Annotated in this window: 9 protein-coding genes, 2 tRNA genes, 1 pseudogene and 2 CRISPR repeat arrays; of the genes and pseudogenes, 8 read left to right on the forward strand and 4 right to left on the reverse strand. The window is 48.5% G+C overall.

What is annotated here, in order from left to right; translation table 11 throughout:
• The first annotated feature begins 7 nt into the window (after positions 1–7).
• Entirely contained in the window at positions 8–958 is a 951-nt protein-coding gene (locus ACFVRY_RS07805) for a DUF6602 domain-containing protein (protein WP_387498954.1), read from the forward strand.
• Positions 959–1,135: 177 nt separating this feature from the next.
• Positions 1,136–1,901: a CRISPR direct-repeat array (repeat unit 32 nt; unit sequence GTCGCTCCCTATGTGGGAGCGTGGATTGAAAG).
• A gap of 217 nt (positions 1,902–2,118) precedes the next feature.
• A pseudogene (gene tnpA / locus ACFVRY_RS07810) lies at positions 2,119–2,556 on the forward strand (IS200/IS605 family transposase).
• A 1,608-nt stretch (positions 2,557–4,164) separates the two neighbouring features.
• Here tnpA and ACFVRY_RS07815 read toward each other — a convergent pair.
• Positions 4,165–4,734: a CGNR zinc finger domain-containing protein gene (locus ACFVRY_RS07815; protein WP_387498956.1), complete on the reverse strand. Its 570-nt coding sequence runs from the start codon at positions 4,732–4,734 to the stop codon at positions 4,165–4,167.
• A 159-nt stretch (positions 4,735–4,893) separates the two neighbouring features.
• Here ACFVRY_RS07815 and ACFVRY_RS07820 point away from each other — a divergent pair, with 159 nt between their 5' ends.
• Entirely contained in the window at positions 4,894–5,385 is a 492-nt protein-coding gene (locus ACFVRY_RS07820; protein ID WP_387498958.1) for a DinB family protein, read from the forward strand.
• Between the two features lie 160 nt (positions 5,386–5,545).
• Here ACFVRY_RS07820 and cmpA read toward each other — a convergent pair whose 3' ends face one another.
• Together cmpA and ACFVRY_RS07830 are read right to left on the reverse strand one after the other, a co-directional pair.
• The gene (gene cmpA / locus ACFVRY_RS07825; RefSeq protein WP_139084739.1) at positions 5,546–5,677 is read right to left on the reverse strand and encodes a cortex morphogenetic protein CmpA; all 132 of its coding nucleotides are present in this window, start codon (positions 5,675–5,677) and stop codon (positions 5,546–5,548) included.
• A 105-nt stretch (positions 5,678–5,782) separates the two neighbouring features.
• Positions 5,783–6,145, reverse strand: a complete 363-nt coding sequence (locus ACFVRY_RS07830) for a hydrolase/acyltransferase (protein ID WP_387498960.1) — start codon at positions 6,143–6,145, stop codon at positions 5,783–5,785.
• Positions 6,146–6,265: 120 nt separating this feature from the next.
• On the opposite strand from ACFVRY_RS07830, the gene ACFVRY_RS07835 reads away from it, so the two are divergent.
• Together ACFVRY_RS07835 and ACFVRY_RS07840 are read left to right on the forward strand one after the other, a co-directional pair.
• The gene (locus ACFVRY_RS07835; RefSeq protein ID WP_387499700.1) at positions 6,266–6,730 is read left to right on the forward strand and encodes a SprT family protein; all 465 of its coding nucleotides are present in this window, start codon (positions 6,266–6,268) and stop codon (positions 6,728–6,730) included.
• 349 nt (positions 6,731–7,079) lie between these two features.
• On the forward strand, positions 7,080–13,910 hold the full coding sequence (locus ACFVRY_RS07840) for an S-layer homology domain-containing protein (RefSeq protein ID WP_387498962.1): 6,831 nt from the start codon (positions 7,080–7,082) through the stop codon (positions 13,908–13,910).
• A gap of 74 nt (positions 13,911–13,984) precedes the next feature.
• On the opposite strand, the gene ACFVRY_RS07845 is transcribed toward ACFVRY_RS07840, so the two are convergent.
• A complete protein-coding gene (locus ACFVRY_RS07845) occupies positions 13,985–14,413 on the reverse strand; it encodes an Lrp/AsnC family transcriptional regulator (RefSeq protein ID WP_387498964.1) in 429 nt (142 codons plus the stop codon).
• Positions 14,414–14,540: 127 nt separating this feature from the next.
• On the opposite strand from ACFVRY_RS07845, the gene ACFVRY_RS07850 reads away from it, so the two are divergent.
• The 3 genes from ACFVRY_RS07850 to ACFVRY_RS07860 all read left to right on the forward strand — a co-directional run bounded on the left by ACFVRY_RS07850 (position 14,541) and on the right by ACFVRY_RS07860 (position 17,372).
• A complete protein-coding gene (locus ACFVRY_RS07850; RefSeq protein WP_387499702.1) occupies positions 14,541–15,293 on the forward strand; it encodes an MBL fold metallo-hydrolase in 753 nt (250 codons plus the stop codon).
• A gap of 539 nt (positions 15,294–15,832) precedes the next feature.
• Positions 15,833–16,464: a CRISPR direct-repeat array (repeat unit 32 nt; unit sequence GTCGCTCCCTACGCGGGAGCGTGGATTGAAAT).
• Positions 16,465–17,197: 733 nt separating this feature from the next.
• A tRNA-Asn gene (locus ACFVRY_RS07855) sits at positions 17,198–17,273 on the forward strand.
• Positions 17,274–17,280: 7 nt separating this feature from the next.
• Positions 17,281–17,372, forward strand: a tRNA-Ser gene (locus ACFVRY_RS07860).
• Positions 17,373–17,613 lie beyond the last annotated feature (241 nt).

Genomic DNA, 17,613 nt, shown 5'->3' on the forward strand with positions numbered 1-17,613 from the left:
AAATACAATGAATAGTCCAGAGCAGAATCAACAAGTTCGAAAGAAGCTGATTGAGAATTACAGAGTCATGGAAGAACAGATCGTTAATCAACTGAAATTCAGCTCACAACATCATGTGACGACAGGGACATTCCGCGAAGAAATCTGGAAAAGCATGTTCGAGCAAATGATCCCGCAGAAATTCTCGATCGAGCATTCCGTTTTTATTATTGATTCAGAAGGGCGCGTCTCTAATGAGGTCGATTTGGCGATTTTCGACGAACAGTATACACCTTATATTTTTAGATACGGTAAATTAAAATATATTCCGATTGAGGCCGTGGCTGTTGTTGTGCAGTGTAAGAGTACTAATATCTATGGTGAAGATAACTTGCCAGATTGGGTGAACAGCCTTGAACAACTGCGTACAACAGCTAAGGCTATTAGCCGGATGGTTGGGGCGGTAGTATGTACAGGTTTTGAGCTCTTGCCAGCGACACAACCTCCGCAGCAGGAGCAGAAGAATCAAGAACCCGAAGATACATGCGGGAAAAAGAAAAACAAAACACCAGCACCTACTCAAACCTCCACAAGACCTATTAGAATCCTGTGCCATACCAATACTTCTGTAGCGAAAACAGAAGAGGCCGGATTCGATATCTTGATTCATCCTTCCAAGGAGAAGGACAAGCTGGAGGTCACCATCCCAGAGGAGGAGAAAAGCCTGGGCTGGTGGCATGGAGATTTGAATTACTATGACGATCCGCGTTCTGAAGAACATGTTATGGGAGTCATTTTCAGTGCTAAAGATACGAAACTTGAGGAATATCGAGTCATAACGAAAGAGAACTCTTCTGACGAAGTGTCTCTACTGTCCCTAACTTTCCAGTTGAACCAACTGCTGATGCTCATTAACAACCCCATCCTATTCCCGCATCTGGCGTATGTTGAGATGTTCAAGAAGAGTTTGCAGGAATAGTGCGGGTCTGGTGCGAAACCCAAGCTAACATGGTTTCCCAGGGGGATTCGCACCAGTTTTATTGAAGATAATGGGAATTATTGACGAGTGAAAATTCTGAAAATAGTAATTTTACGTAATAAAGTGTGTTGAGCAGGGCTATGCCGTGGATGCCACTTATTAAAGTGATAATTCGCTGTCGCTCCCTATGTGGGAGCGTGGATTGAAAGAACGCCGATCATCAATACGCAAGACGAACAACTCAGTCGCTCCCTATGTGGGAGCGTGGATTGAAAGGTTTTGCCATTACCGCTATTATACATCATTCTACGTCGCTCCCTATGTGGGAGCGTGGATTGAAAGGATTGTGCTGTTAGTAATAAACAATGAACCGATGGTGTCGCTCCCTATGTGGGAGCGTGGATTGAAAGCTCTTTTGAAAATTGCTCCCCCTGAAACTCATCAGTCGCTCCCTATGTGGGAGCGTGGATTGAAAGCATGTGACGATCACACCATTACTATTTGGCCAAAGTCGCTCCCTATGTGGGAGCGTGGATTGAAAGTGCACGAAGGGTCACAAGTGCCTTCTCTTTGTCCAAGTCGCTCCCTATGTGGGAGCGTGGATTGAAAGTGCGAAGTATGTCACGTTATCGGATAGTCCTAAGTCGCTCCCTATGTGGGAGCGTGGATTGAAAGAGCACCGTAGCGTCCTCTACAGGCATGACGTAATGGTCGCTCCCTATGTGGGAGCGTGGATTGAAAGATTATCCTCATTGACGCACGGTATACTAATATGGTCGCTCCCTATGTGGGAGCGTGGATTGAAAGTCCGCAAATAGAATATCGCGCTGAATAACGTCTCCAGTCGCTCCCTATGTGGGAGCGTGGATTGAAAGATCAGAGGTGCCAGCTGCTTAAAGGCCAGTACCTGGGTCGCTCCCTATGTGGGAGCGTAGATTGAAGTCACTCTACTTCTCCCATTTTGGTAAACTCATTATCCATAAATTGGACTGGCTTAATCGGCTGAGAATACACCCAAGTAAGCCTTATTGACTAATTACCAGATGAGAGAAAACCTACTTAATTTCCAAGATCGAGCATTAAAAAAGTTACCGTCTTCAGCCGATATCCGCTATTAGCTTTAAGGGAACTGGAAATACTTTCACTAAAGAAGTGAAAGTATGCAAGGATACCAAAAGAAGAGCCATGCAATGCATGGCATAAAGTACCATGTTATATGGGTAACGAAGTACCGCTACAATCTGCTGGAGGGTTCATTGGCCATCCGGACGAGAGAATTGATCCGCCAAGGTTGTGAAGCAAGAGGGATCGGAATTTTGCAGGGAAGTGTAGGGAAGGAACACATTCATTTGCTGCTATCCGTTCCGCCTAGTCTGGCCCCTAGTAGGGTCGTGTAATATTTGAAAGGGCGTTCATCTAGCTTGTTACAAGATGAATTTCCAGAACTTAAAAAAAGATATTGGGGTCAACATTTGTGGGTCAGAGGATATTTTTGTAAAACCGTAGGGGCGGTAACCCAAGAAATGATGAGGAACTATATTGCGAATCAATTTACAGAGGAAAAGAACGAAAGTTTCAGAATTGAGGACGAGTTCTAGTCGGAATTTCAGTACGCTTGAGCATATGGACTTTCAGAAGACTTGAGTCTTAGGTTAAGACTTTAGTCGTCGTCATTCATGTCTAAATCCACCTACTTTGAGCAGGTGGTAGTTTAAAATAAATCAAAACTTTAGTGGGTCGAATATGATTCCCTACAGGCGAAATGAGCCTTAGAATCGATTTTAGAGGCTCGTTTCGGTTCACATTTTTATAAATGAGACTTTTTCAGTGGTCTCGCTTTGAGCAGATAGTAGTTTGATCTACACTCCCACACTAGGGAGTGACTGCAACATTTAGTGCTGACAAGACTACACCAACATTTCAATCCACACTCCCACGTAGAGAGTGACTGCGAGCATTTTCTGAACTTATGGAACAAGGTATTGAAAGCGTTTTAGTGCGAATAGCTTTTTTTATAATGGGATTAACGTACTATTCGATGGAAAATTGAAAAAATCCTTATTTAATACACAGTGCGGAACCCCTAGGGAATTTATGTGAGCTTGGCATTCCCACAAAAGATAACATTTTTGCAATGGGGAATCAATCCTTGCTTTATTAAATTCTCTAATCGACCATCTTGCTCATAAGTATCCCTAGAGGATCATAGTTACATATTTTATTTGGACGAAAAGATTTGGGGGATTCCTATACATGCAGGAGAGCCCAAGCCAAACATACCATTTCATTCTGTATAATCAGACTCAATTCATAAGCCACTAATACTTTACCTTGACAAAGGATTTAGTTACTTACAAGAATAGTTTTATATTCAGCTCTAGACCTACAAGGCGTGAAAAATATAGAGCCGCATCGAAAGATAGTTCTTCTGCAAAAGTGAACCTTTCTGGACTTTGAAGGAATATCATCGGTTGGTGCGAACCCTAAGCTCACATGATTTCCCTGGGAGACTCGCACCAAATTTATAGTATTTTATATAAATAATTCGACAAATCGAACTTTTATAATTAGTTATTTGACGTAATAAAGTAAATCGGTTGATAATGGTATGGAAAATATCACTTTTTGAAGTGATTATTCGCTTAGTCGCTCCTTACGCAGGAGCGTGGATTGCGACCCAGATTACTGGGAATTTACCGTTGGGACTTACTAGTCGCTCCTTACGCAGGAGCGTGGATTGCGTCACTTTCTCTGCTGGAACCCACGAATGTGATATCGTTAGTCGCTCCTTACGCAGGAGCGTGGATTGCGTCCCTGAGTATAGATATTGAACAAGATTCGGCAATTGTAGTCGCTCCTTGCGCAGGAGTGTGGATCGAAGTCACTCTACCTCTCCCTTTTTGGCCCGGCTTATAGTCATTCTCTACCTATCCATAAATTTCATCAACTTGTTCGGCTGAGAATACACCCGGGCAAGCCCTATCGGCTACCCCCAGACTAGAGAAAACCCATTTCATTTCTGAAAATGGCCTTTACTCCAACAGACCTTTTATAAAGCCAAGGATACACTCCGTTGTGACAATTGTCCGCTAAGCAAGCTCCCCTTTTAATGCCAATAACCGCCTGTCGGCATTGCTTCAACATGGTCCTTCCCGATACTTCCCCTTAAACATATCCTACAGCCTACAGAAAACCCAAACCCGGATTTACTTCTTACCCTCCATCTCAGCCTTCCTCCGCGCACGAAATCGGCGGACCTTCATGAGGTTGCCACAGGCTTTGTCGTCGCAGTATCGTTTGGAGCGGTTGCGGGTATCATCATAGTAGACCCAGAGGCAATCGGCGTTCTCGCAGATGCGGAAGCGGGAGGTTTCTTTTTCGAATAACGCTATGGCAAAAGAAGCTGCAATCTGGGCCATCACCTGATCCCAGTGTCTGTGCAGTGTCGTTAATGTCATCTCATGACGTTGATTCTCTGCACTCCAGACGATTTGCCTGGTTACAGGCCCAGACGCCATGTAGTGGTTCAACTGTTCCAGCAGTGCTGGGTCTCGTGGTTGTTCTCGTACTATACTTTGCACAGCAGCCCACAGGAGGGATCGAAGCTGCTTTAATTGTTCCATCTCGGCTTGAGATGGTAGAGCATCTGTCTCTAGGCAATGCTGCTGCAGCCATGCAGAGACCCATTCTGAATCCTCCAGCATGTCCCGATCCTTGCTCCGGTCTCCTGTCCGCCAATCCCGCCAGTAACTATTGATGAAATCCTCCCAAAGCACGCCTCATTCCTCATTTCCGTTCATAGCTTTGCTCATATTGTAACAATTAAAAATCGCTTTTACTAGTTACTTGAATAGAATATAGAAATATGCTAAAGTTTTTCAGTAACTTTTATTTTCTGATTTAAGTCGTTACATATTACGATTTGGAGGTAGAACATGCAGAATAAGATCAGTGATGTTTTGCTGCAAAATTGGGATTATACCATGGATGTGGAAGACTGGTCTCCGCCGCTCAGCGATGCGCTGGATGGGGTCAACAGTACCCAAGCGAGCTGGAAGCCGCAAGGTGAAGCGGGGAATTCGATCTGGGAGACGGTCAACCATTTGACGTATTATAAGGATCGCTTGCTGCGCAAGCTGAAAGGGCTGCCGAAACAGCCCGAGCTGGAGAGTAACGATGATACCTTCACGGTGACTGAGACGGGAGAAGAAGCTTGGGAGAAGGCTGTCCAGCAGTTGAAAAGTGTCCATGCCCAGCTACGCGAAGTGATTGAAGCGCTGGAGGAAGGGGCTTACGAATGGGGCGGCTCGGGACATGCTCCCGGTGAAGAGGTGATGAGCCTCATTCTTCATGATGCCTACCATACCGGGCAGATTGTGTTGCTTCGTAAGCTTCAAGGCTCTTGGCCCGCACAGCGGAACTTGTAGTGACAGAGCATGGGGAGACTACTCATTTGGTAACATGAGGGATTCTCTACCCTGGCAAAGTTGAAAAAAAGCGGCCCCCGATCATCCGCAAGGATATCGGGGCGACCGCTTTTTTTGTGATATCAGCATTTACAGGCTTCGTTGAATAGTAGAACAATAGCTAATAACGGGCTTCACCCGGAAATTCATCGGCATTGCGGTAAAAGAACCAGCATTCGTTCAGCAGTTTGATCTGACGGCGGTCTTTTTTGTAAAAGGCTTTCATCATCTGATGACAGAGCCACTGCGGCACGGTAATCCCTCCCCTGGCATGCTTCGTAGGTTAGCATATGGGGAAAGGGGCCCAAAGGTGACCGTTATAGGCCAAATGATGTCGTTTTTTTACAAAAGAATTATCTTAATGTACGCCTTCTTCTTCCTCTTCGTACCACTGCTCCAGTTGCGCTTGCAGCGCCCGAATCTCGGTCAGCAGGGAGATCAACGGGTAATCCTTCTTCTCCTGAACCGAAGCAAAAGCACCTTCCAGAACATTGATATAATCAAGCCCGGATTGCAGCGAGTAATCCTCGCGCAGCAGTTCCAGGGAATCGCATTCCGCAATCGCCTTTGGCAGGTCCGGCACATTGTCAGCAGTCAGCTTGTCGATCTCCTTATTGAGACGCAAATTCAGCGCGCTGAGCTGATAAGCATATTCCTCTGGCATTTCCACGAATTGAAGCTCTTGATGTTGCTGCAAAATTACATACCGCATTTTCGGCATAAGTCATTCTCCCTCCGTACTTGTCTTCCTTCTTGACAGTTTAGCCTATGCACAAGTTACAATTCAAGTAGAGATATTATTCCCCGTGGAAAGGACTTGGGAGAGAACACTATGGAAAGTATGAGCAATGAAGAGCTGCAGCAGTGGATTGAGCAGGTGTCGCGGGAAAGTTTTGGACTGCCGTTCCGGCACAAAGCTTCCTTTAATAGTAGGTTGTCATCTACCGGCGGACGATATTTTATCAAAAGCCATAATATAGAGATTAATCCCCGTCAGCTGGAGACCTTCGGGCGCGAGGAGACGGAACGAATTATTAAGCATGAGCTGTGCCACTACCATCTGCATCTGGCCAAAAGGGGACATATGCACCGTGACGCGGATTTCAAAGCGCTCTTGAAGCAAGTGGGTGGCAGTCGCTTTTGTCAGACTTTGCCGGGCGCGAAGGCCCGTAAGCCGCTCCCATATCGGTATAAGCTGGTGTGTACGGCATGTGCTACGGAATATCCGCGCAAACGTAAGGCAGATCCGAGGCGCTACCGCTGCGGGAAATGTGCAGGTAAGCTGAAGTTGTTCGCCTTGGAGTAACGATGAGTGTGATAAGATGCATCTCGCGATTATATTAGCAATTTGTAGAGTAAGCTTGGAGTTGTTGAGCAGGCGTAGGCCATTCTTCGGCTTCAGGACATCCTCAACAATGTTAGAGGTAAGGTTCTCTAGAACCGTACCGGCTATCGTGGTTTTCTAACGGCAGCCGGTTTTTGTCTAACAGGTGGTCAATATCTTAGGAAGAGTCCTTTGTTTCTGAGGATAGGTGAAGCTAGTTCGGGAGATACGTACAAATACACCTTTTTATGGATAAAATTGCACATCGTTTTGTAAGCGTTGCCAACCTAAGATGGATAGGAAGTCCATTTTTGTTAGAGGGGGTACACTTATGAAGCGATTCAGGTCCGCCATGGCGGGTCTGCTGGCAATGCTGCTGATTTTCTCCAGCTTCCCTGTTTACGCGGCCGATGGGGGTTCTACCGGAAGCGGAGGCACCGGGGCAGCGCAAATCCCGGCAGGTCCGGTACTGATCAAGAACAAATGGAAGAACAATTTTTTGTACGAGACTTCCAGCGGCATCGTCCGTTACGGAATGACCAATCCGGCGGATACAGCCTCACACTGGCTGGTCGTGACGGAGAACGGTCTCTCACAGATTAAGAATGTGAAGACAGGTCACTATATTACGCTTGCAGGTAACGCCGGGAAGGAGGATTCACTCAAGACAGGTAACATCTCCGGCGGAGGAACGACAGCAGACAAATGGCTAATAGACACTTCGAACCGTGCAGGTTATATGGTCATTCGCAGTGCGACCGCACCGGATGCCAAACTGGTCATCCATCAGGAGAACCAGCTTGGTTATGCGCAGGTTAGCGGAGATATCAATGTTACGTTCGAAAGTCCGCAGTGGGCTTTTGTCGATCTGAACTCGGCACCTGTCCGGCTGGAAAGCCGAGAACATCCAGGTCATGTCATGTATGAGAGTGATGGTAAGGTGCTGCACGGTGAGAAAGATGCCAAGGATGAAACAACGCAGTGGTATCTGGAGCCGAGCGACAGCGGCACTCTGATGATTCGCAATCGTGCGACTGGACATTACATCAAGCAGAACGAAGAATTCTGGTATGGGGTTTTCTCTACGTCGATTGACCCGGACAATGTGAAATTAAGCCAGTGGGTACAGGAGAATGCACCTTCAGGAGATGGAGCGGGCTACATAACCCTTCGCAACTTCGGGATGACTGATGGGGGGAATCCGCAATGGCTGAATTCGCAGTTCCCCGGTGATAATGACGTTCGTTCTAACAGCTGGCCGGGAAGTGCGACGACACATAGTGCCCAGTGGAGAATAGTTCCTGTCTCTGAATTACAGCCAATTCGGCTGGCAACCTATACAGACGCCCAGGCTGCAACTGACTTCTTGTATGAAGCGACTGACGGTCAGCTTAAGCATGGGTCCATAGCTCCGGACACAGCGGGTGGTGGAGCGGACTATTTGTGGTATGTTGAGGATTTTGACGGCAATAAGCGCATTCGCAATGCGGCAACGGATCACTATCTGATGTATGGTGACGGTACGGTTAAGGCTGTACAGATCGCGGAGAGCGGAACATCCGACCAATGGATTTTCAAGGAATCCGATGATGTGGATGATTATCTGACGATCGGGAATGTGAGCAATACCAATGTGTTCTTAGCGATAGAGAATGGCGGCAACGCGGGCTCTTCCTCAGATCCAGCTTCCTTGCAAGCCCAGTGGCAGCTGCTGGACCCTGCGGCGCCGATTGATGGATCAGAGCATTATATCCGCATCCAGAACGGGTGGAAATCCTTCTACTGGTATGAGAGCAGCGACGGTCTTCTGAAATACGGCAATATGCAGGAGGATCAGTCCGATCAATGGCTGGTGGAGAAATACAATGGCCGTAAGCTGTTTAAGAACCGTAAGACCGGCCATTACATCAATATCACAAGCATGCCGGAAGGACATATCCGGGTCTCTGCCTTGACCGATAAGGCCAATGTTGATCCTGGTTTTATATGGACTGGCAAAAACACGGGCGATAACATCTACGTTGTCTCCAATGTTGCTGACAAGCATCCAAATGAGCGTCCAACCAAATATATTTCGCTTCAGAACCTGACTAAATATGCCGAATATGGCGTCATTAATCCGACTTGGGGCAGCCCGCAATGGCGGTTTGTTCCGGTGACAGAGAAGAAGCATGAGGTGTTCCGCTTCAAACTGAACCGTGTGAACGGAGAAGACCAGTATTTGAAAGACGGGCCATTGCCTGAACCTGTACTGGATCTGGCAGCGGTGAACGCAACAGTTACAGAGGCCACTTATGATCCGGAAGGTGGCAATGCAGTCGCCCCTGAGAATGATGTGAAGGATGCACTAAAGCCATCATCTTCCGCGAAATCGGCTGCGGCAGCTGCTGAGGACCTGACAGTTGGTCAGGCTACCTACGGTGCACTGGTACCGGGGGATGATTCTTTTATCTGGCAGCTGCAAGAAATTCCTGGCGCTAATGGCGCGGTAAAAATCAAGAACAGAGGCACTGGCCGCTATCTTTCCCTCGAGCATTTAGGCAGTGTTATTGAACAAGATGAACCGGCCGAGGCGGTTCAGACGTTAAAGACGGTTTATGACGTATGGGCCAGTATTAAATGGTTGGTCGATATCAAGTCCTCTGGAGCAGCGACTTTCAAGAGTGCATGGGCAGGTCATTACCTTTACGGTGCGTCTGATCAGGATGGGCATGCGGTAATCAAAATCAGCAAAGCCGCAGATGCAGCGACACGGGATAACTCGCAATTCACTGCTGAACCGGTAATCATCCCTGAACCGCCAGTTCCGTCTTATCCGGTTCGCTTTAAGAATGCGGGTAGCGGGGATTATCTCTATGAGAATGAACACGGCGTAGTATTGTATGGGCAGCCGGCAGCGGATAACGGTTATTCGCACTGGATCATCTCAGCCAAGAATGGCAAGCAGTACATTGTGAACCGGGCAACCGGACACTATCTGACCCTGAGCGAAGAATATTCGTTCCTGGAGAGTACGGGCGCTGAACCAGCATCCGGCGGGGCATCCGGTTGGGCTGTGAAGCTCTCTTCCGATGGGGTTAACTATACCATTCGGAGTTTGTTCGGAGAGCACGACGATGAGTTCGTCAATGTGGAGAATCGAACGGGTTACGCGGAACGCGGACTTTTGCTGGAATCTTCCGAGTCTGTACATTGGACATTGGAACCAGCAGGAGCCGAGTTCAACACCCCTGCGGGCGAGCCGCGTAATCAAGATACGACAACACCGATTCTGAGCGATACCAACACGATTACGATTGCTTCTAAGGGTGCGAACGGCAAGGTACTCGCGGAAAAAGCCGGGGCAGTCGTGTACGCAGAATCTACAGATTCAGCAGCACACTCGCAATGGCTAGTACAGGATTTCAACGGTCGCAAGCTAGTCTTGAACCAAGCGACGAAGAAATATCTTTCCATCGAAGACAATGATCAGATTATATTAACTGCGAATGTGACTTCAGTATCCACTCAATGGACCCTTGAGGAGAAGCTTGGTTATCACTTGCTGGTTAATACCAAGAACGGCAAAGTGCTTTCGCATAGTTCCAATGGAGTCATTCTTGGGACGGCAAAAGATGATGCGGCGCAATGGAGCTTTACTCCCGTATCTTCTGACGTCGTGTACCCGGGTAAAGATGCCTTCCATGGCGACCAAGTGATTCGTTTTGCTGTTAATGCGGCTACAGCAGGCGAATATATTGCTACACTTCGCTACAAGAACGACGGTAACGAGGCTGCTGCCACGCAGCTGGATGTGAATGGGATCAAGCAAGGTTCCCCTTCCCTCAATGCTTCCTCCACATGGCGGAAGGTACAGGTGAAGATGAAGCTGCGCACGGGCATTAACACCGTCGCTTTGGGCAGCGGCAGCACATCCTGGAGCGGTATTGAAGTGGATAGTCTAACTGTTCATAACAGTGTGAACAAAACCTATCGTGGTGCGACGCTGCCATACATTACTTACGAAGCGGAAGACGCCGTGACGAACGGTGCTCTTATCGGACCTTCCCGTAAGTATCGTAATATTGCTTCGGAAGCTTCCGGACGTGAGGCAGTAAGTCTGAACAACACTGGCGATTATGTGGAGTTCACATTGGCGAAGCCAGCCAATTCCATTGTGCTGCGCTACTCTATACCGGACAGTCCTGACGGCAAAGGAGCCGAAGAGACGCTGTCCATGTATGTGAACGGTGCTTTCAAACAACAGTTGAAGCTGACTTCCAAGTACGCCTGGGAGTACGGAAGCTACCCTTGGTCTAACGATCCCGCTCAAGGCAGCGCACACCGCTTCTTTGATGAGATTCATGCACTGACGGGAGACCTTCCGGCTGGAGCGAAGATTACGCTGAAAAAAGACAAGGACGATCACGCGTCCTCCTATATTATTGACCTTGCGGATATGGAACAGGTAGCCCCGGCTCTCCGCCAGCCTGCCGGATTCCTGTCGGTAACGGAGTACGGTGCTGTGCCGAATGACGGCAAGGACGATACTGCTGCGTTCAAGGCAGCACTTGAAGCAGCCAAGAGCAAAGGCACGGGCGTTTGGTTCCCGGCCGGTGAATTTGAGGTCGGCGATGGACTGCTGGATTTGGATTCCGTGCAAATCCGCGGCGCTGGCATGTGGTACACAACGCTGAATGGAGCCAAATTTGTGGGTCATGGCGGCAAGATTGGCGTCTATGATCTGTTGATCGAGGGCGGCATCAATGAGCGGGATGATGAAGCCATCACCAATGCATTCCATGGTGCTTTCGGGCAAGGCTCGGTGATCCAGAATGTATGGATTGAGCATACGAAGGCTGGACTGTGGCTGACACAGGTATCCGGTGAACAAGCACGCACGAACGGCCTGCACATGGTTGGCCTGCGCATCCGCAATCTGATGGCGGACGGTATCAACTTCGCTGTTGGCACCGGAAACAGCATGATGGAGCAGACCGACATTCGCTATCCAGGCGATGACGGTATCGCGATGTGGTCGTTCACAGATGAGAAGCTTAAGGATGTGAACGGGGCAGAACGGACACCAAGCGTGAACAATACCGCACGCTTCAATACGGTTACACTGCCTTGGCTGGCGGACAACATTGTGGTGTTCGGCGGCAAGGACAACAAAATTCAGGATAACGTCGTTAAGGACACCGTTACTAACGGCGCCGGTATTGCGGTATCCACTCGTTTCTCGGCAGAGCCTTTTGAAGGCACAACTGTTGTAGAGCGCAACACGATGATCCGTACCGGCAGTTATGATTCCGGTTATGGTGTGAATCTGGGCGCCTTGTGGCTGTATGCCGGGGAGAATGATATTAGAGGCGATATTAAGATTGAGAACAATATTGCACTGGACAGCACGTATTCCGGGCTAATCGTTCACGGTAGCATGAAAATGAATGGTGTCAGCATTGTCAATCATGTTATTGATGGTGCTGGAACGAACGGCATTGATGTGACGCCGGATCTGCAAGGTTCACTCCTGGCGGACAATGTGATTATCCGTGGGGAGCGGATGACATTGGTATCGAATCCGACCTCTGGTTTTATCATCAATGAGCTGAATCAGGGCATAGCCACTGCGATCAAGCCGTTTGCAATTTCACTTGCAGACGGACAGAACGGACCTGTGGTACTGACTGTCGGTGATTCCGTCAAAATTACGGTCAAAGGCAAAGACGGAAGTGACCTGACAGATTCAGCAACATTAACCTTCGTCAAAGCAGACAATAAAGTGGCTTCCTTTGACGATCATAAGCTGAAAGCTCTTAGTGAAGGAACAGCTCTCTTCACCGTGGCAGCAGGAAACGTGCAAAGAGAGTATTCGGTCATTGTGAAGCCGGTCGCAGGCCAACCGGATGATGGTTCTTCTGATGGCAATGATGGTATGGATAACAGCTACATTGATCCAGATGCGGGTACCAGTCCGGGAACCAACCCAGGAACGACCACGGGTTCAAGTAACCTGTCGGTACCAGTCGTGACCACTCCGGCTGCTGCCAACAATGATGCGCAGCTCAAAGCCAAGACGGCCGCAGGGCTGGCTGTGATCGAGATCCCAGCCAATGCTGACGGTACCGCCCGCTTCAGCGTAGAAGCTCTGCGTAATGCGGCAACGGCAAGTCCTAATGCCGTGCTTGTGGTACAGAACGGCGATTTGGAATACCGCCTTCCGCTCAGCTTGGTGGCGGATGTGCTGAAGGGTACCGGACATCCGGACGGCACACTTGAGTTCAAACTGGAGCCGCAAAGCGGCACCACACTTGAACAATTGACGGCAAAAGCGAAGCAGCAAGGCTTTACCGTGAAGGGCATTCCGGCCAACTTCGGTCTTAGTGTATCGGATGGTAAAACTTCCGTGCCGGTGTCTGGATTCGGTACGACTCATGTGGAACGCACGCTCATCGTCAAAGAAGTTCTCAATCCGCAGACAGCCGTAGCCTTGCTCTACGATCCAGTGAAAGGTACCTTCAGTTATGTGCCGGCGGAATTCACTGTAGAGAATGGAGCCACAAAGGTTACCGTGAAGAGCAGCAGTGCGAACGGAATCATCACGATTGCCCTGCACCCGGTTACCTTCACGGATGTGACAGGACACTGGGCAAAGGCTGAGATTGAGCGCTTGGCTAGTAGACTGATCGTCAATGGACAGTCTGCCGGACAATTCGCACCGAATGGAACTGTTAGTCGTGCAGAGTTTGCAGCTATGCTGGTTCGATCGCTGGATCTTCAGCCGGGTAGAACAGCCGGAGCTTCGTTCAGTGACGTGCCAGCCGCAGCTTGGTACGCAGAGTCTGCTAAAATTGCAGCGCAGCTTGGACTTGTTCAAGGCTACGAGGACGGCAGCTTCCGTCCGAATGCTTCCATTACACGGGAGCAAATGGCTGTGATGGCTGCAAGAGCCCTCAAGCTGCTGAATGCAGCTGAGGGTACAGGAAAGGGTGCTGCCTCCTTTAAGGATGCTGCGAACATCTCCTCCTGGGCCACAGATGCCGTGGAGCTCCTCACATCTTCCGGCATTATGAAGGGGCAAACCGCAGACAGCTTTGCACCTGACAGAAATACGAGTCGTGCAGAAGCAGCAGTTATCCTCGCACGTGTGTTGGGAGCAGCTGGACTGCTGAATAACTGAATCCTTTAAACGCAAAAGCCGCCGAAAAGGAGGGACACCCTTCCTTCTCGGCGGCTTTATTTTATATAGACGGTCTATTTAATTTGTGAAAGTACAAGACTGATCTTATAGTTGCCATAACCCAGTAGTTCATCCAGAAAGGTACTTAGTTCCTCCTGGCTGGTCGCACGCACACGCATCCAGTAGCAGCCCTCACCGCTGACCTTGTGAATCTCTTCCACTCGGCGATCCTCTTTAGCAAAGGCCAGGAACACCGGATGTGCCGCATTGGAAGCTAGAAAAACAGTCACAAAAGCTTGGACATTCTGTCCGATTTTCCCCGGATTCCAGCGCACGGTGTAGCCCTCGATAATCTCCAGCTCCCGCATTCGACGGATACGCGCGCCAACGGCTTGCCCGGTCATATGGACCTGTTGTCCAATCTCTTTATGGCTGAGTGTGGAGTCTTGAATTAATTGCTGGAGAATGCGGTAATCTACATCATCTATCAAATGTTGCGACATTATCGTGTAATCCTTTCTGCATGAAAGTAGAATGGGGCAATCTCTTTCTGCATCAAATGTATTCTTTTTGGGCGTTCTTTTATAATTAAATTGTAGCAGAGATATTCTAAAGAAGAGGTGTCAAATGATGAAAATACAACTAATCCGCAATGCGACTCTATGGATTGAATATGGCGGAGTGACCTTTCTGGTTGACCCGATGCTTAGTGAACAAGGCGTGAATCCTCCAATCTTCAACACCGAAAATGACCGCAAAAACCCGCTTGTGCCGTTGCCAGGCAACGTTCAGCAGTGGCTTCAGCCGGATGCTATTCTCGTAACGCATCTTCACCCCGATCATTGGGATGAGGCTGCGGTGTCGCTGCTCCCGCATAGTATACCCGTATTGTGCCAGGATGGAAATCAGGATACCATATCCGGACAAGGTTTTGAACAGGTGACAGTAATTGAGCCTTCCCATACGTTCCGTGGCGTAACGCTTACCCGTACCAGCGGCCAGCACGGCACCGGAGATATCGGGGAGTTGATGGGGAGAGTGTCCGGTTTTATTTTTCAGGCGGAAGGGGAGCCGACGCTGTACATCGCTGGAGATACAATCTGGTGTGATGATGCCCGCCAAGCCCTCGATACGTATACGCCTGACTGGACCGTCGTCAATGCCGGGGGCGCTCGCTTCCTGACCGGCGGCCATATTACGATGGATGACCAGGATGTGGTCGACCTGTGTGCGTATGCACCGCAGACTTCCGTCGTTGCCGTGCACATGGATGCCATCAATCATTGTCTGGTGACCCGTGAGAAGCTGCAATCCAGATTGGAACAAGAGGGGCTTCTTAATAGAGTGGCGATTCCGCAGGACGGAGCATGGTTCGGGCAGTAATTCCTAGATCCTCGTCATATGGCAAAAAGGGGCATTAGGTGCGAACCCCAAGCTCACATGAAATCCCGGGGAGATTCGCACCCTTTGATACTAAAGGCTTTTTCCGCTTATTGCACTCCAATCGTCGAAGTTTTAGAATGAAAAAGAAGAGGTTCGCACTTTCACGCCTCTGAGCCCTTGTGCCACAAGGGCTCAGAGGCGTGGCTGTCGCTCCCTAGGTGGGAGCGTGGATTGAAATAGTATCTCGAATTGCAGACACAATCAATAAAGCGTCGCTCCCTAGGTGGGAGCGTGGATTGAAATCCCGTCTATAAATCTTGGGTCGGCAAATCTCCAACGTCGCTCCCTAGGTGGGAGCGTGGATTGAAATCGATACTCTTTACAACATTGCAGTCCACGCTCTGCCCGTCGCTCCCTACGTGGGAGCGTGGATTGAAATTTAATCCACCAACTATAGCGAGAAAGGATGATAGAGTCGCTCCTACGTGGGAGCGTGGATTGAAATAGCAATTTGAATCATGCATAGTATTTCCTTATTGGTCGCTCCCTACGTGGGAGCGTGGATTGAAATTTGCCGAACACCACACACCGGATTTAGTGTACCGTGTCGCTCCCTACGCGGGAGCGTGGATTGAAATAGCTTAAAGTTTCCATAACTTCTAAAGCTTCCATCGTCGCTCCCTACGCGGGAGCGTGGATTGAAATTGGTAAGGAGGGACAACACAACATGATAATTTCAGTAGTCGCTCCCTACGCGGGAGCGTGGATTGAAATAAATCATCGACCCAACGAGAAGACCGCATAACGTCGCTCCCTACGTGGGAGCGTGGATTGAAATTTCATAATTGTATTAGCCAGTACTGTATCTTCTACTGTCGCTCCCTACGTGGGAGAGTGGATTGAAATGACGATCAGCACGGATAGTACACCACTTATGGCAGTCGCTCCCTAGGTGGGAGCGTGGATTGAAATAAACAGGAGAATTCGATATATCTGAAGCAGAAAGTCGCTCCCTGCGTGGGAGCATGGATTGAAATTTACTGCTGGTGAAGTGGGCATAAATGGGTTTATCGTCGCTCCCTGCGTGGGAGCGTGGATTGAAATCGAGATTGAGAAGGTGTCTGAGAACTTCCTTGGTCGTCGCTCCCTACGTGGGAGAGTGGATTGAAATATCCCATGTGTGCTGCGGTAAATCAAGTTTAAGCCGCTCCCTATACGGGAGTGACATTTAATATCCAATCTATATTAAGTGGATTTAAGATTGGAACAGAAGACCAGGCGTTATTCTGGTGAAGCTAGGGATTTAAGTCGCAAATTTCCTATTCCCTGCACCAGTCTTCTTAACAATGAAAAATGGCTCTAACTCCTCAACTAACAGCATTTTTGTACCTTATATTTATCGAAAAAAGGAAAAAGAGGGAAGTAACGACATTATTGTATCTTATTTTCGATAAAAGTACGCTGAAAGGCGTATTGTGGAAAAATTAACGTACAATATTGCACTTAATTGCCTCCTATTCTTAGCTGCAGAATATTTAAGGTACAAAAATGTCGTTAATTACACTTTGGAAATAACTTTTAGTCTTTGTTTGTTATTTTTAATGCGCCTACATAAAGAATATTAAAACCAGTGTTTCCTTGCGCCGCAGTAGAGCGGAGGGCCCTACGGGATTTTGGAGAAACGCCAGTGTTCGCCTTTACGATCGATTTCAACCTCTAACTCCTGTTTACAATCTAGAAATCGGTCTTTAACAGCGATCGCAAGAACCCCCCGAACCCGGAGCGGCCCAGCTAAGCAAACACTACCCCCGCCCCACATGAAACCGATCACAAAAAATTTAAATCACCGCTTGACTGAACCGTAAAATCATGATAAATTATATTTTGTTCACATCTTTTAATGTTCCCTGATAGCTCAGTTGGTAGAGCACTCGACTGTTAATCGAGTTGTCACAGGTTCGAGTCCTGTTCGGGGAGCCATTTTCATGGAGAGATACCCAAGTGGCTATAAGGGGACCCTCTGCTAAGGGGTTAGACTGCGTAAGCGGTGCGAGGGTTCGAATCCCTCTCTCTCCGCCACATTTTGTGGCTCATGAAGCGAACATACATAATGAACGTATAGAGGAGTCCTTCGGGGCTCTTCTTTTTTTGTACTGAAGGCGAAGAATGACAACATCTATCGAATACGTGATTGTATGTCTCTGCGGAGGAAGGAAGAGGATGCATGGCTGTATTTTTCTGCAGAAGAAGGCAGTGGAGGAGAGGACTTTTGGAGGCCGCGAAACGTCTCTTATACTTTTTTTGAAAAATATCTTGTCAA

The organism is Paenibacillus sp. NPDC057934 (assembly GCF_042887565.1).
In the GTDB taxonomy this organism is placed as follows: domain Bacteria; phylum Bacillota; class Bacilli; order Paenibacillales; family Paenibacillaceae; genus Paenibacillus_AQ.